The organism is Bradyrhizobium sp. CCGUVB14 (assembly GCF_024199935.1).
In the GTDB taxonomy this organism is placed as follows: domain Bacteria; phylum Pseudomonadota; class Alphaproteobacteria; order Rhizobiales; family Xanthobacteraceae; genus Bradyrhizobium.
Window position 1 is genome coordinate 8837236 of sequence record NZ_JANADS010000001.1, and the last position, 23121, is coordinate 8860356.

Below are 23121 nucleotides of genomic sequence, written 5' to 3' on the forward strand. Positions count from 1 at the left end.
CTGTCGTAGCTCTTTGCTCAGGCCCTCACGTGGCGTAGTGCTCTTCGCATGAACTATCGCCACGCCTTTCACGCCGGCAACTTCGCCGATGTCATCAAGCACATCGTGCTGGCGCGCATCCTGACCTATCTGCAGGACAAGCCGGCCGCCTTCCGCGTCATCGACACCCATGCGGGCGCGGGTCTCTATGATCTCGACAGCGACGAGGCGCGCCGCAGCGGCGAATGGCTGACGGGGATCGCGCGGCTGATGCAGGCGCGCCTCACGAACGAGACAGTCGCACTGACCAAGCCGTACATGGATATCGTTCGCGCCTTCAATCCGAAGGGCGAGCTCAAGGCCTATCCGGGCTCGCCCTTGATCGCGCGCGGTTTGATGCGGCCGCAGGACCGGCTCGTCGCTTGCGAGCTCGAACCGAAGGCACGCAAGGCATTGATCGACGTGTTGCGGCGCGACGAACAGGCCCGCGTGGTCGATCTCGACGGCTGGATGGCGCTGCCGGCGTTCGTACCGCCGAAGGAGCGGCGCGGGCTCGTGCTGATTGACCCGCCGTTTGAGGCGAAAGACGAGTTCGAAAGACTGGGCGAGGCCTTCTCCACCGCCTTCGCGAAATGGCCGACCGGTATCTATGTAATCTGGTATCCCGCCAAGAGCCGCCGCGCCACCGACACGCTGGCGCAACTCGTGGCGCGGACCGCAGTTGCAGCAAAGACTCCGGGAAAATGTCTGCGGCTCGAGTTCAGCGTTGCACCACAGCTTGATGGCGCAGCCCTCACCTCGACCGGACTCTTGATCGTCAATCCGCCCTACACGCTGCAGAGCGAGCTCAAGACGATCCTGCCCGAGCTGGAAATGCCGCTCGGTCAGGGCGGAGCTGCCAGATTCCGATTAGAGGTACCCAAGCCCTAAGCTGCCGCCATTCTTGGGAAAAATATGCAGTAGCGGTAGTCAATCTGCAAAGAACCGTATTATGCTATTTGCGTGACTGGCTTTACGTTCCGCTTCCGCGAATGGTTGCGGCGGAGTGAAGGCCTAAGAAAGATCCAGTCGGACCGAAGGGTCTGCCCAAGGATGGCCAGCTCTCCCGGGCTTCGTGATGCCCGGTCATGTCGCGACGCGTGTCTGCGTTGCGACGGAGGAGCAATGAGGGGGAGTTTCCCGATGGCCAATACGGGAACAGTTAAGTTTTTTAACGGCGAGCGCGGCTACGGTTTTATCAAACCGGACGACGGCGGTCGCGATGTATTCGTTCACATCACCGCTGTTGAGCGGGCGGGACTAAAAGACCTTGCCGAAGGACAGCGTATCACTTTCGAAGTCGAACCGGACAAGAAGGGGAAGGGGCCGAAGGCGGTCAATCTCGTGATCCTTTCGTAGCGGACCTTTCCCAAAACACCTGGCGCAAAAAAAGTCCCGGCCGCGAGCGGCCGGGAGACTGTTGTCCGGTATTTTCTTATTTGGCTATCAGAAGTGATAGTTCACGCCTGCGCGAACAACGCTGGCGCTATAGCCGTTTGACACGCCTGTAATTGCGAACTGGCTCGACGACAGATCGATGTAGAGATATTCGAGCTTCGCGCTCCAGTTCGGCGCGAAGCCGACTTCCGCGCCGACGCCGGCGGTCCAGCCGGCGGTGGTGTGCGATTCCGTCCAGCCGAAGGTCTGCGCACGCAGCTCGCCGAAAGCGAGGCCGGCGGTGCCGTAGACCAGGACGTTGCTGAAGGCATAGCCGGCGCGACCGCGCAGCGTGCCGAACCAGGGATTGGAGAACTTCCACGGCGCGAAAGTGTCGTCGGCGCCTGCCGCCTGGATGTCGCCCTCGACGCCGAACACCCACGGGCCGTTCTGGAAATTGTAGCCTGCCTGCACGCCGCCGACGAAGCCGGAGGGCTTTACGGACGTGTTGCTGACCGAGCCCCATTCATAGCCGAGATTGGCGCCGAGATACGGGCCGGCCCAGCTATAGCCATTGAGCGGCTGATTGACGGTATAGGGCGCACGCTGTCCGTAACTGAGATCGGCGGCCTCTGCCGACGCCGTCCAGCCGGCTGCAACCAACGCGGCTGCGCCCACAACGAGCCTCTTCATCACACACTCCAACGCAACTTGCCGCAACCAGACGCGATGCCCGCGCCGCCGCGCAAGGCCAGACCGCATGGTTACGGAACCACCACTTTTTCGCGTAAGATTTATCGAGAGTTTTAAGTTAAAGGGCTGTTAAGACCCGTTACCGCGCTGTTAACAGACTTAAGGAAGCGTTACCGGGACCTGCGCCGCCATCCTGTGCGTGCGGCACGGCCGGAACTTCAAATCGGCTCCCCCAGCGCCTAAATTCGCACCATGGTTCACGATTCCACCGACAATCCGGACGACCGCGCGCGCAAGTCGCCGCGCGCTGCGAGCTCCGACGTCCCGCCCCAGGAGACTTCGCACGAGACAGCGCCGCCCGACCTCGATCCCGCCACCAGCGGCGGCGATGACGAGGACGACGGCCGGCTGCCGGATATCCTGGAAGAGAGCGGCGCGATCGGCGAAGAGCCGCTGGCAACCGGTCACGAGGCGATCGAGCGCGCGGTCCGCCTCGCGCCGACCTCGCCCGGCGTCTATCGCATGCTCAGTGCGAATGCCGACGTGCTCTATGTCGGCAAGGCCAAGAACGTCAAAAAGCGCCTGTCCAACTATGCGCGCCAGAGTGCGCCGCTGCCGGCGCGCATCCTGCGCATGATCGCGGCCACGGTGACCGTGGAGATCGTCTCGACCACGACCGAGACCGAGGCGCTGCTGCTGGAGGCCAACCTCATCAAGCAGCTGCGGCCGCGCTTCAACGTGCAGCTGCGCGACGACAAATCGTTTCCCTACATCCTGATCACCGGCGACCATTGGGCACCGCAGATCCTGAAGCATCGCGGCGCGCAGACCCGCCCCGGACGCTATTTCGGCCCGTTCGCCTCCGCCGGCGCCGTCAACCGCACCATCACCGCCTTGCAGCGCGCATTCCTGATCCGCTCTTGCACGGATTCCTTCTTCGAGAGCCGCACCCGGCCCTGCCTGCTCTACCAGATCCGCCGCTGCGCCGGCCCCTGCACCCGCGAGATCGACTTTCCCGGCTACACCACGTTGGTGCGCGAGGCGACCGACTTCCTGTCCGGCAAGAGCCAGGCGGTGAAGCAGGAGCTCGCAGGCGAAATGGAGAAGGCCTCCGGCGAGCTCGAATTCGAGAGCGCGGCGCTCTATCGTGATCGCCTCGCCGCGCTGTCGGCGATCCAGTCGCAGCAGGGCATCAATCCGCGCACGGTGGAAGAAGCCGACGTGTTCGCCATCCATCAGGAAGGCGGCTTCTCCTGCGTCGAAGTGTTCTTCTTCCGCACCGGCCAGAACTGGGGCAACCGCGCCTATTTTCCGCGCGCGGAAAAGACCTTCACGCCGGAGGAAGTGCTGGGCTCCTTCCTCGCCCAGTTCTACGACGACAAGCCGCCGCCGAAGAGCATCCTGCTCTCGCACGAGATCGAGGAGATGGAGCTTCTCGCCAATGCGCTGTCGATCAAGGCCGGCCACAAGGTCGAGGTCGTCGCGCCCAAGCGCGGCGAGAAGAAGGAGCTCGTCACCCACGCGCTGACCAATGCGCGCGAGGCGCTCGGCCGCAAGCTCGCGGATACCGCGACCCAGAGCCGCCTGCTCGACGCCATGGCCACGACGCTGAGCCTGCCGCATCCGCCCAAGCGCATCGAGGTCTACGACAACAGCCACATCCAGGGCACCAATGCGGTCGGCGCCATGATCGTCGCGGGCCCCGATGGCTTCGTCAAAAACCAGTACCGCAAGTTCAACATCAAGTCGGAAGGGATCACGCCGGGCGACGACTTCGCCATGATGCGCGAGGTGCTGGAGCGCCGCTTCAAGCGCCTGATCAACCCGCCTGAAGAGGGCGCGGCCAAAGCCAAGGACGACGACTTCCCGCAATGGCCCGACCTCGTCATCATCGACGGCGGCCGCGGCCAGCTCAACGCCGTCCGGGAGATCTTCACCAATCTCGGCCTGACCCAGGTGTCGCTGATGTCGGTCGCCAAGGGGCCGGACCGGGATGCCGGCCGCGAGACCCTGTTCATGCCGGAGCGCGAGGCGATCAAGCTGGAGCCGCGCGACCCCGTGCTCTATTTCATCCAGCGCCTGCGGGACGAGGCCCACCGCTTCGTCATCGGCTCGCACCGCAAGCTGCGCAAGAAGGACATTCGCGAGGCCGGTTTGCAGGAAATTCCGGGCATCGGCCCGTCACGCAAACGTGCCTTGCTGCACCATTTCGGAACCCTGAAGGAGATCGAACGCGCCTCGATCGCCGATCTCGGCAAGGTTCCTGGGGTGAGCGCCGAGAGCGCCCGCAGGATATTCGACTATTTCCATCCCCAGCCGGGGTGAACTAAAGGGGCTGTAGTCATATGGTCGTCGCATCCCGCACCCCAATTGGGGACGGACGGTTGACCTTCAGGCTCGAGCGGTATTGGTAGGACGGATGAACATCGCCACGACACGAGGGACCACCAGCCGCGCGATGTCCCTCCCGAACATCCTGACCTATGGCCGGATCGCCGCGATCCCGGTCGTGGTCGGATGCATCTATGCGCAGTCCATCATGGACTACCCGCTGTGGCTGCGCTGGGTCGCGGTCGCGATCTTCATCGGCGCCGCGGTGACGGATTATCTCGACGGCTATTACGCGCGGATCTGGAATCAGCAATCGGCGTTCGGCCGGATGCTCGACCCGATCGCCGACAAGCTGCTGGTCGCCTCCTGCCTGCTGATGCTGGCCGCCGACGGGATCATCCATGGCTGGTCGCTGTGGGCCGCCATCGTGATCCTGTGCCGCGAGATCCTGGTGTCTGGTCTGCGCGAATATCTCGCCGCGCTGCGTGTCAGCGTGCCCGTGACCAAGCTCGCCAAATGGAAGACCACGGTCCAGCTCGTCGCCATCGGCTTCCTGCTCGCCGGCCCGGCCGGCGATGAGGTCGTCCCCATGGTCTCGCTGATCGGCCTCATCCTGCTGTGGGCCTCGGCGATCCTGACCATGTACACCGGCTACGACTATTTCCGCGCCGGCATCCATCACCTCATCAAGGAGGATGAGGGATGAAGATAAAATACTTCGCCTGGGTGCGCGAGCGCGTCGGCAAGGCCGAGGAGACGATCGAGCCGCCCGCGACGGTGCGCACCGTCGAGGAGCTGATCGCCTGGCTATCCGGTCAAAGCGAGGCTTACGCCTATGCGTTCGAGAAGCCGACGGTGATCCGCACCGCGATCGACCACGCCCACGTCAAGGCCGACGCCGCGATCGCGGGCGCCCGCGAGATCGCATTCTTCCCGCCGATGACCGGCGGCTAGGCCATGACTTCCCCCGTCACCACCTGCCCCGTTGCCATCCGCATCCAGGAAGACGATTTCGACATCGCGCGCGAGATCGCGCTCCTGACCGAGAGCCGCACCGATATCGGTGCGGTCGTCAGCTTCTCCGGCATCTGTCGCGCCGACGAGGACAGTTCGAAGATCGCGGCGCTCACGCTCGAACATTATCCTGATATGGCCGAGGAAGAAATCAAGCGCCACGTCGACGAGGCCATTTCCCGCTGGCCGCTCAACGGCGTCACGGTCATCCATCGCGTCGGGCGGTTCATGCCCGGCCAGAACATCGTGCTGGTGCTCACCGCCTCGCAACACCGAAGGGCGGCGTTCGAGGCGGCCGAGTTCCTGATGGATTATCTCAAGACCAGCGCACCGTTCTGGAAGAAGGAAGAGAGCGCCACCGGCACCGGCTGGGTCGAGGCCCACGCCCGTGACGACGAGGCTGCTGCACGCTGGACCAAATCCTGATGGCAAAAGCATCCAAGAAGCCCGCGCGAAGCCGCGCCGCGCCGAAACTCGCGAAGGTCGGCCGTGGCGAGTTGCTGACGCTGCTCGATTTCGTCCGCTATGCAATCAGCCGTTTCGTCGAGGCAAAACTCGCCTTCGCCCACGGCACGACCGATCCGGTCGCCGAAGCCGCCTTCCTGGTCTGCGAGGCCCTGCATCTGCATCCCGATCAGTTCGAGAGCTTTGCGCATGCCCGCGTCACCGCCGCGGAAGCCAAGACCCTGCTCGACCTGATCCATCGGCGCGTGACCACACGCAAACCGACGGCCTATCTGGTCAACAAGATCTATATGCGCGGCCTGCCCTTCTATGTCGATGAGCGCGTCATCGTTCCGCGCTCCTTCATCGGCGAGCTGCTGGATTCGCATTTCGGCGGCGACGGCGAAGCGGGGTCGCTGATCGACGATCCCACGGCCGTCGAGCGCGTGCTCGATCTCTGCACGGGATCGGGATGTCTTGCGATCCTCGGCGCCTATCATTTCCCGAATGCCATGGTCGATGCCGTCGACATCTCCAAGGGCGCGCTCGAAGTCGCCGCGCGCAATGTCGGGGAACATGGGCTGGATGAGCGGATCACGCTGCATCGGGGCGATCTGTTCGCGCCGCTCGGCGCCAACAAATATGATCTGATCATCACCAATCCGCCCTACGTCGACGCGGAAGGCATGGCGGCCTTGCCGCCGGAATGCCGGGCCGAGCCGAAGCTTGCCTTCGACGGCGGCCTGGACGGCCTCGACGTGGTCCGCCGTATCCTGCACGAAGCGCCCAACCATCTCACGCCCGATGGCGGCCTGCTTTGCGAGATCGGCCGCGGCCGCGAGCTGGTCGACGAGGCCTTTCCGGAACTGCCGCTGCTCTGGCTCGACACGGAAGATTCCGAGGGCGAGGTGTTCTGGATCGCGGCAGCCGATCTCGGCTGATCCGCCACGCGCAGGCCCGCTCCGGCGGAACAAGTCAAATTCCGCCACGTTCATCCCCCGACCAATGTCTCGCTCTCGGAGGATGTCCGCATGCTCGCGCCATCGGGCGAATTGCTGCGCGCCGGCATGGCGCTGAAACTCAACCATCTCAAGCGCGCGGCGCAGTCCTATCTGCGTGACCGCACCAGCCAGACCACCGGGCGCGTGACGTCCTACGCGGTCGCTGCGGGACTGTTCGCGGTGGCCGGGCTGTTCCTGATTGCGGCCTTCTTTGTCGGCCTGATCGCGCTCTACCGCTGGATCGCCATCACCTACGGACAGTTCTGGGGCTTTGGTGCCGTTGCGGCCGTGCTCCTGGTGCTGGCCGCAGCCTGCGCCGGGGTTGCCATGGCCCAGATGAACCGCCGCACACGACCGATCGTGCCGCTCGCCAGCCGCATGCGCGTGGCGATTGCCACGCCGCGGATCCCGCGCGGGACGGTCAAGCAGGCGGTCAAGGAGGTCGCGACGACGATTCCGTTGGTCCCGCTGGCGCCGGGCGAACGCGGCCGGGACGGCAAGACTTTCCCGGCGCGAACCAACCGCCCCGTACAGTTTGGCCTGATGCTTGCCGCGATCGGATTGCTGGGCTTTACGGCCGCGCGCAGGCGGCGCCACGGTCACAGACTGGACGCCTGACATGCGTGCGCGGCACAGCGAGCAGCTCGACTCCTGGCTGCTGGTCGCCGCCACGGCAGTTTTCGTCCTCACCGCAGAACGCTATTTTCAGGAATCGGGGCTCGTCCGGCCGAGACCGCCACAGGATCATCGCAACAACGAAGCGAATTCGCCGGAAACGAGCCCCGCAAACGCAACCATGCAGCCCGGCCACGGCCGCGGCTCGACAAGCCCGTTTGCGATTCCCTGGTCCGGCTGGAAGGACATCCTCTGGCGCACCTATCAACGCATCGACGACGATCGCCTGCTGGCGACCGCAGGGGGCGTCGTCTTCTTCGGTCTGCTCGCGATTTTTCCCGCGGTGACCGCGCTCGTCTCGTCCTACGGACTGTTCGCCGATCCCTCGACCATCAGCGACAATCTGCAGACACTCGCGATGATGCTGCCCCAGGGCACGTTCCAGATCGTCGAGGATCAGGTCGCGCGCGTGGTCTCGAAAGGCAACACGGCGCTGGGCGCGACCTTCGCGTTCGGCCTGGTGCTCGCAATCTGGAGTGCCAATGCCGGCGTCAAATCCATCTTCGACGCCCTCAACGTCGCCTACGAGGAGCGCGAGAAGCGCGGCGTCATCAAGCTGAACCTGATTTCCCTGTCCTTCACGGTCGGCGGAATTGTCGCGCTCCTGCTGATGGTGGCCGCCGTGGTCGCGTTCCCGCTTGCGCTCGATCACCTCGGCATTGCGCCCGAGAGCAAGCTGATCGTCGCGCTGGCGCGCTGGCCGCTGCTGCTCGTCATCCTGCTGGCGGCGCTCGCCATCCTCTACCGCTTCGCGCCCAGCCGCGATGCGCCGCGCTGGCAATGGCTGAGCATCGGCGCGGTGACGGCCGCCCTGCTCTGGATCGCCGGCTCGGCGCTGCTGTCCTGGTATCTCTCGGCGTTTGCCAATTACAACGCGACCTACGGCTCGCTTGGGGCGGCGATCGGTCTGATGACGTGGATGTGGATGTCGGCGATCGTCATCATGTTCGGCGCGGAGCTCAACTCGGAGGTCGAACGGCAGACCTTGCGGGATACGACCACCGGTCGGCCCAAGCCGCTCGGCAGCCGCGACGCCGTTTCGGCCGACACGGTCGGCGCCGCCGCACCGTCTTGACTCGGCGCTCGCCGCCCGCGGTCGCTATCCCCCCGAATCAACAATGATGTTAGGGTCGCGCATGCTTGGGGAGCATGAGGCGTGACGGGTGCGATTTGCAGCCCGTGTTTTCCCGGGTGAGGCAGCCAGCTCTTGAGGCGTAACGCGCGACATGATTCGCATTTCGACGATTTTCATCGCCATCTGCATGGTTCTGGTCGCGGCCTCGCTCGGGCTCGTGCTCTACGCGGTCGCCGGCATCAGCGGAACCGAATCCGCGATCGTGGCGCTGACCGCGCTGACCTTCCTGATCCTCTACAACGCGGTGTCGATGCGGTTGCGCGACCGCAGCGACGTCGGCGGCCAGATCGCCGACCTGTCGCGCGGCACCGCCGACCTCGCCCGTCAGGTCGCCGAGTTCGGCCGCCGGCTCGCCGCGATGGAGGGCCGCATCGCCTCGTCCAATTCGACCAATTCCGATCGTGTGCAGTCGGTGGTCGGCGAAATCAACGAGCTCGGCGGGCTGGTCAGGCAGCTCGCCGCCACCGTGTCGACCCATGAGGACCTGCTGGCCGGTCACGCGCCGGCCCCCGCTGCGGTCGCCAGACTGGAGCCGGAAGCGCCGGTCGATCTGATTGCCTCCTTCGAGGAGCGGCCGGCCGCTCCTCCCCCGCTTCCCGCGCCGCCGCCGCGGCCGACCCCGCCGGCCGTCCAGACCCAGACCGCCAGTGCCGTTTCGACGGCCAACGGCCGCAACCAGACCCAGATGCTGGCGACGTTGCGCAATGCCATCGACGAGAACCGCATCGACATCTTCCTCCAGCCGATGGTGACGCTGCCGCAGCGCAAGGTCCGCTTCTACGAGGCCGTGACCCGGGTGCGCGACGAGCGCGACCAGCTGATTGCCGCAGAAGAGTTCATCAGCATCGCCGAGGCCTCCGGGCTGATCGGACGCATCGACAACATGGTGTTGCTGCGCTGTGTCCAGGTGCTGCGCCGGCTGATGGTGCGCAACAAGGATGTCGGCGTGTTCTGTAACGTCGCGGCCTCGACCCTCGGCAATTCCACCACCTTCGCGCAATGCCTCGACTTCCTCGAGGCCAACCGGGCGCTCGCGCCATCGCTGGTGCTGGAGTTCAAGCAGTCGACCTTCCGCGGCCTCGGTCCAGCAGAGACCGAGAATCTCGCGGCCCTCGCACAGCGCGGCTTCCGCTTCTCGATCGACCATGTCACCGACTTGCGGATCGAGCCGCGCGAGCTCGCCGATCGCGGCGTGCGCTTCATCAAGGTCCCGGCCTCGCTGCTGCTCGACCCGAAGCAGGCCTCGACCTCGGACATTCATCCCTCCGATCTGTCCGACCTGCTCGGCCGCTTCGGCATCGATTTGATCGCGGAACGGATCGAGGGCGAGCGCGCAGTGGTCGACTTGCTCGACTATGACGTGCGCTTCGGCCAGGGCTTTCTGTTCGCGCCGCCCCGGCCATTGCGGCCCGAGGGGGCATCTGCTACCGGCGGAGCCGCGTCGAACCCGACGCAGGACATTCAGGGATCCAATGGTTCCGGTACACCCAGCCCAAGCGCAACATCAGCCGCGGCGCCTGCCACCCCGTCACAGCGTATCACCGGCAACGCGGCGCTGGCGCGCCGCATCTGATCGGCCTCACGCATCATGACCACGCTGCATTTCGCCCAAAGCCTGCGCGAACTCGTGGGCGGGGTCGACGTCGTGCTCAGCGACATCTGGGGCGTCGTCCATAACGGGCTGGAATCCTTCCCCGAGGCCTGCGAGGCGCTGCACACCTATCGCAGCCGTGGCGGTACGGTGATCCTGATCACCAACGCGCCGCGCCCGGCCGACTCCGTGCAGCGGCAATTGCGCAAGCTCGGCGTCGCCGACGAGACCTATGACGCGATCGTCTCCTCCGGCGATCTGACGCGACTCTATGTCGCCGAGCACCCCGGCCGAAAAATGTTCTGGCTCGGCCCCGAGCGCGACAACTCGATCTATCGCGGCCTCGATGCGAAGACCGCGCCGCTGGAAGAGGCCGACTACATCGTTTGCACCGGCCTCTACGACGACGAGACCGAGACCGCGGAAGATTATCGCGGCATGATGCTGAAGGCGCGCGAGCGCAAGCTGACGCTGGTCTGCGCCAACCCCGACATCGTGGTCGAGCGCGGCGACCGGCTGATCTATTGCGCCGGCGCGATTGCCGAGCTGTATCGCGAGCTTGGCGGCGAGGTGATCTTCTACGGCAAACCGCACCGGCCGATCTACGAGCGCGCGATGCGGCTGGCCGGCGAACGCCAGGGCCACCCGATCGACCGGAAAAAGGTGCTCGCGATCGGCGATTCCGTCCGCACCGACCTGACCGGCGCGCGTGAATTCGGCATCGACTGCCTGTTCGTCACCCGCGGCATCCATGCCGAGGAGTTCGAGGGCCTCGACCAGCTCGATCCCAAGTCAGTGACGGAATTGTTCGGTCACCCGCCGAAAGCGCTGATGCGCGAATTGAAGTGGTGATGCAAAGCGGCCTGACGTGGGGCCGGCTTAAACGAATTGCCGAGTGCCGACGTGGCCGGGCTTGACCCGGCCATTCACGCCTTCTCTCGCAGACCCCAACAACGTGGATGCCCGGGACAAGCCCGGGCATGACGATCCTATTGGAAGATTGTTTGTCCGGCCTCGAAGCGCGCTTACGCGCTCGCCATGTCCGGGAAGACCGCCTCGATCTTGGTCTTCAGCGTCGCCGCATTGAACGGCTTGACGATGTAGTTGTTCACGCCGGCCTTCTTGGCCGCGATCACGTTCTCGGTCTTCGATTCCGCCGTGATCATGATGAAGGGCGTGGTGGCGAGGTTGGGATCTGCCCGCACTTCGCGCAGCAGGTCGTAACCCGTCATCGGCTCCATGTTCCAGTCGGAGATCACGAGCCCATACTTCTTGCCGCGCATCTTGTTCAGCGCCGCCGAACCGTCGCTGGCATCATCGATATTCTCGAAGCCAAGCTGCTTCAGCAGATTCCGGATGATACGGATCATGGTGCTGTAGTCATCCACCACCAGAACCGACATCGACAAATCAACCGCCATCTCGACTCCCCCAACGCATACCCAGGAAATATTTACGATCGGACCTGACGGGACGGCGCCCCGCAGTTCCACGTTTCAAGGACTAGCACCAAGGCTTTAAACAGCGCGTTAATCGGGGCGGCCTTCGAAAGATTGAATCGTGTTCAGCGCGGCCACCCCTCCCGCTTGACTTCATCGGCCGGGTCACGCCACGGTCCCGGCCGGTCCCGCCGGCTCGAGAATTCCCCTGATGGCCCCGCAATTTACCGTTATCCGCGATACCACGCCGGATTCTGCCATCCTGAAGGGGGCGGTGGTCGCCATGGGCAATTTCGACGGGGTCCATCTCGGACACCGGGCCGTCATTGCAGCCGCCCTGGAAATGGGCCGACTGCATGGCCGCCCTGCGCTGGCGCTGACCTTCGAACCGCATCCGCGCCGGTTTTTCAGTCCCAACACCCCGCAATTTCGCCTGACGGACGAACGCGCCAAGCTGCGACTTCTGGCCGGGACCGGGCTTGCCGGTGCCGTGGTCATGACCTTCGACAAGGCCCGCGCCGGGACCAGTGCGCAGGACTTCATTCACCATGACCTGATCGACCGCCTCGGCGTCAGCGGGATTGCGGTCGGCTACGACTTCCATTTCGGCAAGGGACGCGTCGGCTCGCCCGGCCTTTTGGTCAACGAGGCCCCCCGGCTGGGCATCGAGGTCGATGTACAGCCGCATGTCGATATCGACGAGCGGCCGGTCTCCTCCAGTGCGATCCGGATCGCCCTCGCCGAGGGGCTCATCGACGAGGCCACCACCATGCTGGGCGCGCCCTGGTTCATCACCGGCGAGGTCATTCATGGCGAGAAGCGCGGCCGCGACCTCGGCTATCCCACCGCCAACATCCGGCTCGACGCCAATTGCGGCCTGAAGCATGGCATCTATGCCGTGCGGGTCGGCCGCGGGCCCGAGCGTCTGAACGGGGTGGCGAGCTTCGGCCGCCGGCCGACCTTTGATGATGGCGCGCCGCTGCTCGAAATCTTCCTGTTCGACTTCAAGGGCGACCTTTACGGGCAGGCGCTGGACTGCGCCTTTGTCGGCTTCATCCGCGAGGAGCTGAAATTCAACGATATTGAAGCCCTGATCCGCCAGATGGACGACGATTCCGCCCGCGCCCGCGCCATCCTGGCCGCCGCCCCGGACGCTTTTCCGCAGCTCGGGACCGTCGATTGAGGGGGCCCGAGCCGGCCGGCAGGACCTTTGCGCTTCCCTTTTGCGCTTCCCCTTTTGCGCTTCCCTTGGCCCCCTGCTATGGAGAGCCCATGTTTGCGCGGCGCATCATAGGGATTAGCGGCCCGGCTTCCGCCTGAGCCTTCGGCTCGGCGCAAGACCGGGATTTTGTCGTTTCACCCCGCGATTCCGCATCGCCATCCGTTCCCGCGCCATTCCGAGCCAGTCAGCCTCATGTCCGAAAAGCCGCAGAAGTCCCAAAAGTCTGAAGCCAAAGACTATTCGAAGACCCTGTTCCTGCCGCAGACCGAATTCCCGATGCGCGCCGGCCTGCCGCAGCGCGAGCCGGAAATCCTCAAGCGCTGGTACGAGATCGGCCTCTACGAAAAGCTGCGCGAGAACGCGAAGGGCCGCGACAAGTTCGTGCTGCACGACGGACCGCCCTATGCCAACGGCAACATCCACATCGGCACGGCGCTGAACAAGATCCTCAAGGATCTCGTCACCAAGAGCCAGCAGATGCTGGGCTTCGATTCCAACTACGTGCCCGGCTGGGACTGCCACGGTCTGCCGATCGAGTGGAAGGTCGAGGAAGAGCACTATCGCAAGAAGGGCAAGCAGAAGCCCGACTTCCGCGACTCAACCGCGATGATCGACTTCCGCAAGGAGTGCCGCGCCTATGCCACGCACTGGCTCAACGTGCAGCGCGAGGAGTTCAAGCGTCTCGGCGTGATCGGCGACTGGGCTCATCCCTACGCCACCATGAACTATCCGGCCGAAGCCCAGATCGCGCGCGAGCTGATGAAGTTCGCCGCCAACGGCACGCTGTATCGCGGCTCCAAGCCGGTGATGTGGAGCGTGGTCGAGAAAACCGCGCTCGCCGAAGCCGAGGTCGAGTACGAGGACTACACCTCCGACATGGTCTGGGTGAAATTCCCGGTCACCTCGCCGGCGCATGGCGCGCTGGCCTCGGCCAGCGTCGTGATCTGGACCACCACACCCTGGACCTTGCCCGGCAACCGCGCGATCTCGTTCTCGCCGAAGATCGCCTATGGCCTCTACAAGGTGACGGACGCTCCGGCGGATAATTGGGCCAAGACCGGCGATCTGCTGATCCTCGCCGATGCGCTCGCCGCAGAGGTTTTCAAGCAAGCACGTGTCACTGCCTTCGAGAAGGTGCGCGACATCCCCGGCGACACCATGGACGCGATCGAATGCGCCCATCCGCTGAAGGGCCTCGCCGGCGGCTATGACTTCATCGTGCCGCTGCTGTCCGGCGACCATGTCACCGACGACACCGGCACCGGCTTCGTCCACACCGCGCCCAGCCATGGCCGCGAAGACTTCGACGTCTGGACGGTGAATACCCGCGAGCTCGATGCCCGCGGCATCAACAGCGCGATCCCCTACACCGTCGACGAGAACGGCGCCTATACCGACCACGCGCCGGGTTTTGCGGGCAAGCGCGTCATCAACGACAAGGGCGAGAAGGGTGACGCCAACGAGGCCGTGATCAAGGCGCTCGTCGACAAGGGCATGCTGCTCGCGCGCGGCCGGCTCAAGCACCAATATCCGCATTCCTGGCGCTCGAAGAAGCCGGTGATCTTCCGCAACACGCCGCAATGGTTCATCGCGATGGACAAGGACATCGCGGCCAACGGCAAGGCGAAGAGCGGCGACACGCTGCGCGCCCGCGCGCTGCACGCGATCTCGGTGACGCAATGGGTTCCGCCGTCAGGCGAGAACCGCATCAACGGCATGATCGAGGCCCGCCCCGACTGGGTGATCTCGCGCCAGCGCGCCTGGGGCGTGCCGATCGCCGTGTTCGTCCGCGAGAAGGGCGACGGCTCCGCCGAGATCCTCCAGGACGAGGCTGTCAACACCCGTATCGGCGACGCCTTCGAAAAGGAAGGCGCGGATGCCTGGTACGCGACGGGCGCGCGCGAACGCTTCCTCGGTCCGCATGCCGGTGAGAACTGGCAGAAGGTCGACGACATTCTCGACGTCTGGTTCGATTCCGGTTCGACGCACGCCTTCGTGCTCGAAGACCCCGTGCAATTCCCCGGCCTCGCCGGCATCAAGCGCAAGGTCGACGGCGGCACCGACACCGTGATGTACCTCGAAGGCTCGGACCAGCATCGCGGCTGGTTCCACTCTTCGCTGCTGGAAAGCTGCGGCACCCGCGGTCGCGCGCCCTATGACATCGTGCTGACCCACGGCTTCACCCAGGCCGAGGACGGCCGCAAGATGTCGAAGTCGCTCGGCAACACCATCGAACCGCAGTCCGTCATCAAGGAGTCCGGCGCCGACATCCTGAGACTCTGGGTCGCGTCCTGCGACTATACCGACGATCAGCGCATCGGCCCCGAGATCCTGAAGAATACGGTCGAGACCTATCGCAAGCTGCGCAACACCGTGCGCTGGATGCTCGGCACGCTGCATCACTACAAGCCGGCCGACGCGATCGCGCCCGCCGAGATGCCCGAGCTCGAGCGGCTGATGCTGCACGAGCTTGCGCTCCGCGCCGAATTGGTCCGCAAGGCCTTTGAGACGTTCGACTTCAAGAACGTGGTCGCAACGCTGTCCGCCTTCCTGAACAGCGAGCTCTCGGCGTTCTATTTCGACATCCGCAAGGACACGCTCTATTGCGATCCGCCGTCCTCGCTGACGCGCAAGGCGGCGCTGACCACGATCGACCTGCTGTGCAACTCGATCCTGAAATGGCTGGCGCCGGTCCTGAGCTTCACCGCCGAGGAAGGCTGGCGGATGTACAGGCCGGACGCCGAAGCATCGGTGCATCTGACGCTGTTCCCGGAAGGTCTCGAAAAGCTTCGCGACGACAAGCTCGCCGCGAAGTGGGAGAGCATCCGCAACGTCCGCCGCGTCGTCACCGGCGCGCTGGAGCTCGAACGTGCCGCCAAGAACATCGGCTCCTCGCTCGAGGCCTCGCCGGTGATCTATGTCGCCGACCGCGACATGCTGGCGACGTTGTTCGACACCGATCTCGCCGAGATCTGCATCACCTCGAACTACGAGGTGCGTGAGGGCGAGGCGCCGGCCTCTGCATTCCGTCTCGACGCCGTGTCCGGCGTCGCGGTCGTGGTGGAGAAGGCCGTCGGCACCAAATGCGCCCGCTCCTGGAAGATCTCGCCGACCGTGGGTGAAGACCCTGAGTATCCCGACGTCACCCCGCGCGATGCCAAGGCGCTGCGCGAATGGAAGGCGTTGGGCGTGAGCGTCTGATCGGCCCTGCCATGACCCCGCTCCGCGCCGGCATCCTCGCGGCCGTGGTCACGCTCGTGGCCGATCAGGCCTCAAAGCTCTGGCTGCTGAACGGGTTCGACCTTGCCCGCCGCGGCGTGGTGAAGGTGATGCCGTTCTTCGACCTGGTGCTGGCCTGGAACATCGGCATCAGCTTCGGCTGGCTCCAGAATGACGGTCAGGCCGCGCAGCTCGCGCTGATGGCGGTGAAGGTCGTCGCGGTGATCGCGCTCGCGATCTGGATGGCGCGGTCGCAGACCCGGCTCGCCACGGTGGCCCTGGGGCTGATCATCGGCGGTGCCATCGGCAATGGCATCGACCGCCTGGCCTATGGCGCGGTGGTCGATTTTGCCCTGTTCCACATCGAAATCGGCGGAATTACCTATAATTGGTACGTCTTTAACCTGGCAGACGTGGCCATCGTTGCTGGGGTGGCGGCCCTATTGTATGATTCCTTCCTGGGGGTACCCGCCGCAAAAGCGCCCTGATCCCGGCCGATACGGGCCGGAGGTGGAACCTTGCATGGCGAGGGGTGGTCGCGCGCGACGCGGCAAGGCTGGCACGATCAAATCTGCCACAATATGGAACAGGTATAGGCATGCGCAGCTTCCAGACCAGCGGTTCGATCGGCCGAGACGCCCGGCGGGGACTTTGGCTGGCGCTGAAATTGTCAGCCGTAGCCCTCGGCATCGGTCTCGTCATGTCGGCAGGCCCGGTCCGCGCCGGTGATGATGGCGACGATGACGACGACATGACCTTCGAAGAGAAGCTCATCGACAATCTGATGTCCGGCATCGGCGCCAAGAGCATGGAGAAGAAGGGCATCGAGTACCGCGAGCGGTCGCCGCTGGTGGTGCCGCCGAATCTCGACCTGCCGCCGCCTGCCAGCGCCGACGCCGCGAACGCGCCGAACTGGCCGAAGGATCCCGACGAGAAGCGCCGCAAGGCGGCCATCGCTGAGCGGAAGAAGGCGGGCAACAAGCAGGCGGAGTATTTGAAAAATGCGCGGCCGCTGTCGCCGGCCGAGCTGGACGCCCACAAGACGGCCGGCCCCGACAAGACGGTCAATGATCCGGCCCAGCCGGGCTCCAACACCAACCACCCGACGATGAGCCCGGCCGAACTCGGTTACACCGGCGGCCTGTTCAAGATGTTTTCGAACAACAAGGACGAGAGCAAGCAATTCACGTCCGAGCCGCCGCGCCAGTCTCTGACCGAGCCGCCGCCGGGATATCAGACGCCTTCGTCGAGCTATGCCTATGGTACCGGCGAGGATAAGTCGAAGCGGACCTATTTCGACGTCAGGTCGGGTAAGGAAAAGGAGCAATAGGCTCCTTGTCCATCGCACGCAGACGCGGCCCCGCCGCGGCCGTCCGGCGTAGGCCGGACGCGGCAGATGACCTATTTTTAAGTACAACTTGACCGCGTTCTCTGCTTCGTGACCCGAAGCTCAAAGCCGCGCGGTGTAGCATGCCGTGCTTTCACGCCCGGACAGGGTCCGGGCCTTTACAAGGATCGTGATGTCCTCACACCGATCGGTTGTTTGCCTCTTCGCCGCGCTGCTTTCGACATCTGCCCTCGTCGTCGGCAGCGCACTCGCCCAGACGACGGTCACGTCTGCGCCGCCCGCCAGCTTCACGCTCAGCAACGGCCTCCAGGTCGTGGTGATCCCTGATCACCGCACGCCCGTGGTCACGGAGATGATCTGGTACAAGGTCGGCTCGGCCGACGAGACGCCAGGCAAGTCCGGCCTCGCCCACTTCCTCGAGCACCTGATGTTCAAGGGCACGGAGAAGCATCCGGTCGGCGAGTTCTCGCAGACCGTGCTCCGCGTCGGCGGCAACGAGAATGCATCGACTTCGGTCGACTACACCAACTACTACCAGCGCGTGCCGAAAGAGCAGCTCCCGACCATGATGGAGTTCGAGGCCGATCGCATGACCGGCCTGATCCTCAAGGACGAGAATGTGCTGCCCGAGCGCGACGTCGTGCTCGAAGAGTACAACATGCGCGTCGCCAACAGCCCGGACGCGCGCCTCAACGAACAGATCATGGCTGCGCTCTATCTCAACCATCCCTATGGCCGGCCGGTGATCGGCTGGCACCAGGAGATCGAGAAGCTCAATCGCGAGGACGCCCTCGCCTTCTACCGCCGCTTCTACGCGCCGAACAACGCGATCCTGGTGATCGCCGGCGACGTCGAGGCCGCCGACGTGCGCCCGCTGGTCGAACGCAATTTCGGCCCGATCCCGGCCCAGCCTGCGATCCCCGCGCAGCGCATTCGCCCGCAGGAGCCGGAGCCGGCGGCACCGCGCACCGTCACGCTGTCCGACCCGCGCGTCGAACAGCCGAGCCTGCGCCGCTATTATCTGGTGCCGTCGGCGACGACGGCCGCGGCCGGCGAGAGCGCCGCACTCGACGTGCTGGCGCAGTTGATGGGCAGCGGCAGCAACTCCTATCTCTATCGCGCCCTCGTGGTCGACAAGCCGCTCGCGGTCTCCGCCAGTGCCAGCTATTCCAGCATCTCGCTCGACCCGACCCAGTTCGCGGTCTCGGCCTCGCCGAAACCGGGCGTCAGTTTTGCGGAGGTCGAACAAGTGATCGACGGCGTCATCGCCGACATTGCGCAAAACACAGTCCGCGCCGAAGATCTGGAACGCGTAAAGACCCAGCTGATCGCGGAAGCGATCTACGCCCAGGACAATCAGGCGGTGCTGGCGCGCTGGTATGGCGGCGCACTGACCACCGGCCTGTCGATCGAGGACATCCGGAGCTGGCCGGACCGCATCCGCGCCGTCACCGCCGAGCAGGTCCGTGAAGCCGCGCAAAAATGGCTCGAGAAGAAGCGCTCGGTGACCGGCTATCTGATCAAGGACACCAGCACCGCTGCCAAGCGCGAGGAGAAGCGTTCGTGACCCATTCCTTCCTCCGTGCAAGACACGTCCTGCGCGCAAGACACTTCGCGCTCTCCGTCGCCACGGGCGCGGCACTCGCGCTCGCCACGATCTCGCCGTCGCAGGCGGCAGCAAAGATCCAGCGCCTGGTCTCGCCGGGCGGCATCGAGGCCTGGTTCGTCCAGGACGCGACCGTGCCGCTGATTGCCATGGAATATTCCTTTGCCGGCGGCTCGGCGCAGGATCCCAAGGACAAGCCCGGCGTCGCCAATCTGGTCGGCGACCTCCTCGATGAGGGCTCCGGCGATCTCGATTCCAAGACGTTCCATGAGCGGCTCGACCGCCGCGCCATCGAACTCTCCTTCAGTGCCACCCGCGACACCTTCCGCGGCAGCCTGCGCATGTTGCGCGACAACAAGGACGAGGCCTTCGATCTGTTGCGGTCCGCGCTGACCTCGCCGCATTTCGACGCGGCCGATGTCGAGCGTATCCGCTCGCAGGTCATCTCGGGCCTGCGACGCGACACCACCAACCCGACCTCGCTCGCGAGCCGCAAGTTCCTGGAGATGACGTTCGGCGATCATCCCTATGGACGGCAGACCAACGGCACGCTGGAGAGCGTGCCGACCATCACGATCGCCGACATGAAGGATTACGTCGCGCGCAACCTCGCCAAGGACACCCTGAAGGTCGCCGTCGTCGGCGACGTCGACCCGGCAACCCTCGGCAAGCTGCTCGATCACACGTTTGGCGCACTGCCGGCCAAGGCCAATCTCGTGCCGGTGCCGGACGTCGAGGCCGCCAAGCCGCCGCAGCGCGCCTTTGTGCCACTCGACGTGCCGCAGACCGTGATCACCTTCGGCGGCCCCGGCGTGAAGCGCGGCGATCCGAACTTCATGGCGGCCTATGTCGTCAACCATATCCTCGGCGGCGGGGGCCTGTCCTCGCGGCTCTACCGCGAAGTGCGCGAAAAGCGCGGGCTGGCCTATTCCGTGTTCGAATCGCTGCTCTGGATGGAGCATTCGGCGATCTTCATCGGCAACACCGGCACCCGTGCCGACCGCTCCGGTGACACCATGGATGCCATCGAGAAGGAAGTGCGCCGCATCGCCGACGAGGGTCCGACGCAGAAGGAGCTCGACGAGGCCAAGTCCTACCTCAAGGGCTCGCAGATGCTGGCGCTCGACACCTCCTCCAAGCTCGCGCAGGCGCTGCTCCAATACCAGCAGGACAAGTTGCCGATCGACTATATCGAGAAGCGCAACGCCATCGTCGACGCGGTCACGCTGGACGACGCCAAGGCCGCGGCCAAGCGGCTGTGGGGCCAGGGACTGCTGACCGTCATCGTCGGCCGCGCCCCGCAGGCTGCGGCGCAACCGGCCGCGGCGCCGGCGACCAAGTCGAACTGACGTCTCCCGACGTTTCCTGAAATGGCCGGGCTCGCCCGGCCATTTGCGTTTCCAGATGCACCATTGCCGAACAAGGTTGTTCCGCGATATGTCGTGATATCGCCAATGGTGCCATCATGCTGCGGATATCCCGCGATCTCGTTATCGACGAGGACGACATCGAGATCGGCTTTGTCCGCGCCTCCGGCCCGGGCGGGCAGAACGTCAACAAGGTCTCGACCTCGGCCCAGTTGCGCTTCGACACGCGCAAGCTGACCATCCCTGAGGATGCGGCGATCCGGCTCGCCCGCATCGCCGGCCAGCGCATGACCAAGGACGGCGTGATCGTGATCCACGCCCAGCGCTTCCGCACCCAGGAGCGCAACCGGCAGGACGCCATCGACCGCCTCGTCGAGATCCTGAGCGAAGCGATGATCCGGCCGACGCCGCGCCGCGCAACGCGGCCGACCTTTGCCTCCAAACAGCGACGGCTCGACGGCAAGAAGCGCCGCAGCGACGTCAAGGCCGGACGCGGCGGGCGCTTCGACGATTGAGTGTCCTTCACCGGCCACGAAGATTGAACTGCCGGGCATGGCAAAACCTCCGGCCGCCATGCGACCGGAGGTTCGCTCGCTCAAATCTCGTGCGTCAGTAGCGTTTGCCGCTGGTCGTCGCCCCGCCCGGAGCGGACCCGTCGGTGGCGCTCTTATGCGTGGCACTGCCCGTGGTGCCGACCGTGCCCTTCGTGCTCTTAGCCGGCTTCATGCCGGTCTGGCCCGCACCGCCCGACTGCGCTTCCAGCTCTTCTTCGCTATTGCCCGCGACGCCGCCTTGGATTGTCTTGCCTTGCGCGCCGCCACGCAACTTGGTGTCGGATGACACTCCCTGCGCAAGGACAGGGCCCGCAAGCAGGGCGGAAAGAGCACAAGCGATCACTGAGGTCTTCACCAACTTCATCCATGTCTCCTGGATTTTCCGCGATGAGCAGCTTGGCCATTCCCCACGCCGTTCGCGGAAACCAAACCGCCCGATCGCGTCGATTGCACGAACGGCGTGCCCGCGATCCAACCCGCATGGTGTGGTCATCGTTTAGGGATTTGGAGGCGCTTTCGCGAAATTGCGCTCCTCATATGCGGCAGCGCGGAACATTCGCGTAGAATGACTGATCGCGATTTTGCAATTTGAATCGCTTGCGCGATGAAACAGCCCGCTACTACCACGGCATGTTTTGTGCCGCCTAGAGTTTGCGCACGCTGATTTTTGTCGTGGATAGACGGGTCTTGGCGATGCGCGCAGTCGTTCTCGGATTGTGCACCGCGATGGTGCTGGCGACACGTATTGCCGATGCGCAGATGCCGTTGCCGGCCGCGAAGCCGCTGGATGGTGCGACACTGTTCAAGCAGCAATGCGCGGTGTGCCACACCACCAATCTGTCGGAACCGATACGGCAGGGTCCGCCGCTGGTGAAGGTCGTGGGACGAACGGCCGGCAAGATTGAAGGTTTTCGCTACTCCGACGGTCTCGCGAAAGCTGATTTCACCTGGGACGACGCCAAGCTTGATGCGTGGCTGACCAATCCGCAGGCCGTCATTCCCGGCACGATCATGGCCTACCGCCAGGGCAAGCCGGAAACGCGCACCGCCATCATCGCCTATCTCAAGGAGCTGAACTGAATGGCCAAGCCTGTCCATTCCATGATCCGCGTACGCGATGAGGCACTATCGCTCGACTTCTACCGGCGCGCTTTCCACCTCGAAGTCGTAGATCATCTGAAGTTTCCGGACTTTGCACTGATCTATCTGCGTCATCCCTCCTCACCTTTCGAGGTCGAGCTGACGGTCAACTTTGATCGCAAGGAACCGTACCAGCTCGGCGACGGCTACGGCCATCTCGCCGTGGTGGTCGAGGATCTCGATGCCGAGCATGCCCGCTTCGCCCGCGAGCAGCTCGCACCGGGGCCGCTGCGCGACTTCAAGCACGACGGCAAGACGCTGGCGCGCTTCTTCTTCGTCAGCGACCCCGATGGTTACAAGATCGAAGTGATCCAGCGGGGCGGACGTTTCGGCTGATCACGATCACGGAAATCCCAATCATAAAAGACCTACGGAGGAACCCATGAGAGAAGTCGATCGTCGAAGCAAGCATAGCCGTCGCGTCTTTCTCAAGGGCGCAGCGACCGCCGTCCCGGTCGTGGCTGTGGCGACCAGTGTCGCCGTCAACATCGAGGACGCCTGGGCCGATGAGGCCGGCACACTTTCGCCCGCGACGATGAAGACCCTGCTGAAGGTCGCGCGCGACATCTATCCGCACGACGTTCTCGGCGACAGCTACTACATCACCGCGATCAAGCCGTGGGACGACAAGGCTGCCAAGGACCCCGCCGTCAAGTCGCTCATCAGCGACGGCATCGCGCGGCTCGACCAGAACGCGAAGGATCGCCACAAGGCGCCTTATGCCGAGGTGCCCTGGGAAGCCGATCGCGTGGTGCTGCTGAAGGAGATCGAGGGAAGCGACTTCTTCCAGAAGGTTCGCGGCGATCTCGTCGTCTCCCTCTACAACCAGAAAGAGGTCTGGCCGCGGTTCGGCTACGAGGGCTCCTCCGCCGAGCACGGCGGTTACATCAACCGCGGCTTCGCCGACATCGACTGGCTGCCGAAGGCCTAGGTCGCACCCAACGGTT

The 23121-nt window shown here is 64.6% G+C and carries 24 protein-coding genes; 21 read left to right on the top strand and 3 right to left on the bottom strand.

All coding sequences use genetic code 11. The annotated features are described in order from the left end of the window. The first annotated feature begins 48 nt into the window (after positions 1–48). Positions 49–909, top strand: a complete 861-nt coding sequence (locus NLM32_RS41360; protein ID WP_254134395.1) for a 23S rRNA (adenine(2030)-N(6))-methyltransferase RlmJ — start codon at positions 49–51, stop codon at positions 907–909. Positions 910–1161: 252 nt separating this feature from the next. Further along, a complete protein-coding gene (locus NLM32_RS41365; protein WP_027534220.1) occupies positions 1162–1377 on the top strand; it encodes a cold-shock protein in 216 nt (71 codons plus the stop codon). 87 nt (positions 1378–1464) lie between these two features. Here the strand turns inward: NLM32_RS41365 and NLM32_RS41370 are convergent, their stop codons facing one another. Further along, complete coding sequence (locus NLM32_RS41370) at positions 1465–2088, bottom strand: outer membrane protein (protein WP_254134396.1); 624 nt, start codon at positions 2086–2088, stop codon at positions 1465–1467. Positions 2089–2340: 252 nt separating this feature from the next. Between NLM32_RS41370 and uvrC the strand changes: the two genes are divergently transcribed. From uvrC to NLM32_RS41415, 9 genes are all read left to right on the top strand, one after another. Next, positions 2341–4413 carry an excinuclease ABC subunit UvrC gene (gene uvrC, locus NLM32_RS41375; protein ID WP_254134397.1) on the top strand — a complete coding sequence of 691 codons (2073 nt, stop codon included), beginning with the start codon at positions 2341–2343 and terminating at the stop codon, positions 4411–4413. A 94-nt stretch (positions 4414–4507) separates the two neighbouring features. Then, a complete protein-coding gene (pgsA, locus tag NLM32_RS41380; RefSeq protein ID WP_254134398.1) occupies positions 4508–5125 on the top strand; it encodes a CDP-diacylglycerol--glycerol-3-phosphate 3-phosphatidyltransferase in 618 nt (205 codons plus the stop codon). Further along, positions 5122–5373 carry a molybdopterin converting factor subunit 1 gene (gene moaD, locus NLM32_RS41385; protein ID WP_254134399.1) on the top strand — a complete coding sequence of 84 codons (252 nt, stop codon included), beginning with the start codon at positions 5122–5124 and terminating at the stop codon, positions 5371–5373. Before pgsA ends, moaD begins: the two co-directional genes overlap by 4 nt. Positions 5374–5376: 3 nt before the next feature. Then, a complete protein-coding gene (locus NLM32_RS41390) occupies positions 5377–5859 on the top strand; it encodes a molybdenum cofactor biosynthesis protein MoaE (RefSeq protein ID WP_254134400.1) in 483 nt (160 codons plus the stop codon). Next, positions 5859–6818, top strand: a complete 960-nt coding sequence (gene prmB, locus NLM32_RS41395; RefSeq protein WP_254134401.1) for a 50S ribosomal protein L3 N(5)-glutamine methyltransferase — start codon at positions 5859–5861, stop codon at positions 6816–6818. The genes NLM32_RS41390 and prmB overlap by 1 nt, the downstream gene beginning before the upstream one ends. Positions 6819–6908: 90 nt before the next feature. After that, positions 6909–7496 carry a phage holin family protein gene (locus tag NLM32_RS41400; RefSeq protein ID WP_254134402.1) on the top strand — a complete coding sequence of 196 codons (588 nt, stop codon included), beginning with the start codon at positions 6909–6911 and terminating at the stop codon, positions 7494–7496. A 1-nt stretch (position 7497) separates the two neighbouring features. After that, positions 7498–8628 (top strand): YihY/virulence factor BrkB family protein, encoded by a 1131-nt coding sequence (locus tag NLM32_RS41405; RefSeq protein ID WP_254134403.1) that lies wholly within the window; start codon positions 7498–7500, stop codon positions 8626–8628. 151 nt (positions 8629–8779) lie between these two features. Continuing rightward, a complete protein-coding gene (locus tag NLM32_RS41410) occupies positions 8780–10261 on the top strand; it encodes an EAL domain-containing protein (protein ID WP_254134404.1) in 1482 nt (493 codons plus the stop codon). Between the two features lie 15 nt (positions 10262–10276). Continuing rightward, the gene (locus NLM32_RS41415) at positions 10277–11131 is read left to right on the top strand and encodes a TIGR01459 family HAD-type hydrolase (RefSeq protein WP_254134405.1); all 855 of its coding nucleotides are present in this window, start codon (positions 10277–10279) and stop codon (positions 11129–11131) included. A 173-nt stretch (positions 11132–11304) separates the two neighbouring features. Here the strand turns inward: NLM32_RS41415 and NLM32_RS41420 are convergent, their stop codons facing one another. Beyond that, positions 11305–11700 (bottom strand): response regulator, encoded by a 396-nt coding sequence (locus NLM32_RS41420; protein WP_007596883.1) that lies wholly within the window; start codon positions 11698–11700, stop codon positions 11305–11307. Positions 11701–11929: 229 nt separating this feature from the next. Here NLM32_RS41420 and NLM32_RS41425 point away from each other — a divergent pair, with 229 nt between their 5' ends. From NLM32_RS41425 to arfB, 7 genes are all read left to right on the top strand, one after another. Beyond that, on the top strand, positions 11930–12901 hold the full coding sequence (locus NLM32_RS41425) for a bifunctional riboflavin kinase/FAD synthetase (protein ID WP_254134406.1): 972 nt from the start codon (positions 11930–11932) through the stop codon (positions 12899–12901). Between the two features lie 231 nt (positions 12902–13132). Continuing rightward, positions 13133–16141 carry an isoleucine--tRNA ligase gene (ileS, locus tag NLM32_RS41430; RefSeq protein ID WP_254134407.1) on the top strand — a complete coding sequence of 1003 codons (3009 nt, stop codon included), beginning with the start codon at positions 13133–13135 and terminating at the stop codon, positions 16139–16141. Positions 16142–16152: 11 nt separating this feature from the next. Beyond that, positions 16153–16647, top strand: a complete 495-nt coding sequence (gene lspA, locus NLM32_RS41435) for a signal peptidase II (RefSeq protein ID WP_254135543.1) — start codon at positions 16153–16155, stop codon at positions 16645–16647. A 110-nt stretch (positions 16648–16757) separates the two neighbouring features. Continuing rightward, positions 16758–17489 (top strand): hypothetical protein, encoded by a 732-nt coding sequence (locus NLM32_RS41440; protein ID WP_254134408.1) that lies wholly within the window; start codon positions 16758–16760, stop codon positions 17487–17489. 190 nt (positions 17490–17679) lie between these two features. Beyond that, the gene (locus NLM32_RS41445) at positions 17680–19074 is read left to right on the top strand and encodes a pitrilysin family protein (RefSeq protein WP_254134409.1); all 1395 of its coding nucleotides are present in this window, start codon (positions 17680–17682) and stop codon (positions 19072–19074) included. Further along, entirely contained in the window at positions 18990–20462 is a 1473-nt protein-coding gene (locus NLM32_RS41450) for a pitrilysin family protein (protein ID WP_254134410.1), read from the top strand. Before NLM32_RS41445 ends, NLM32_RS41450 begins: the two co-directional genes overlap by 85 nt. Before the next feature lie 116 nt (positions 20463–20578). Continuing rightward, a complete protein-coding gene (arfB, locus tag NLM32_RS41455) occupies positions 20579–20995 on the top strand; it encodes an alternative ribosome rescue aminoacyl-tRNA hydrolase ArfB (protein ID WP_254134411.1) in 417 nt (138 codons plus the stop codon). A gap of 94 nt (positions 20996–21089) precedes the next feature. Here arfB and NLM32_RS41460 read toward each other — a convergent pair whose 3' ends face one another. Then, positions 21090–21398, bottom strand: a complete 309-nt coding sequence (locus NLM32_RS41460; protein WP_254134412.1) for a hypothetical protein — start codon at positions 21396–21398, stop codon at positions 21090–21092. A gap of 329 nt (positions 21399–21727) precedes the next feature. On the opposite strand from NLM32_RS41460, the gene NLM32_RS41465 reads away from it, so the two are divergent. From NLM32_RS41465 to NLM32_RS41475, 3 genes are read left to right on the top strand one after another with little or no spacing between them, the layout of a single operon-like run. Then, complete coding sequence (locus NLM32_RS41465) at positions 21728–22114, top strand: cytochrome c family protein (RefSeq protein ID WP_254134413.1); 387 nt, start codon at positions 21728–21730, stop codon at positions 22112–22114. After that, the gene (locus NLM32_RS41470; RefSeq protein ID WP_254134414.1) at positions 22115–22510 is read left to right on the top strand and encodes a VOC family protein; all 396 of its coding nucleotides are present in this window, start codon (positions 22115–22117) and stop codon (positions 22508–22510) included. A 46-nt stretch (positions 22511–22556) separates the two neighbouring features. After that, positions 22557–23105 (top strand): gluconate 2-dehydrogenase subunit 3 family protein, encoded by a 549-nt coding sequence (locus NLM32_RS41475; RefSeq protein WP_254134415.1) that lies wholly within the window; start codon positions 22557–22559, stop codon positions 23103–23105. The last annotated feature ends 16 nt before the right edge of the window (positions 23106–23121 follow it).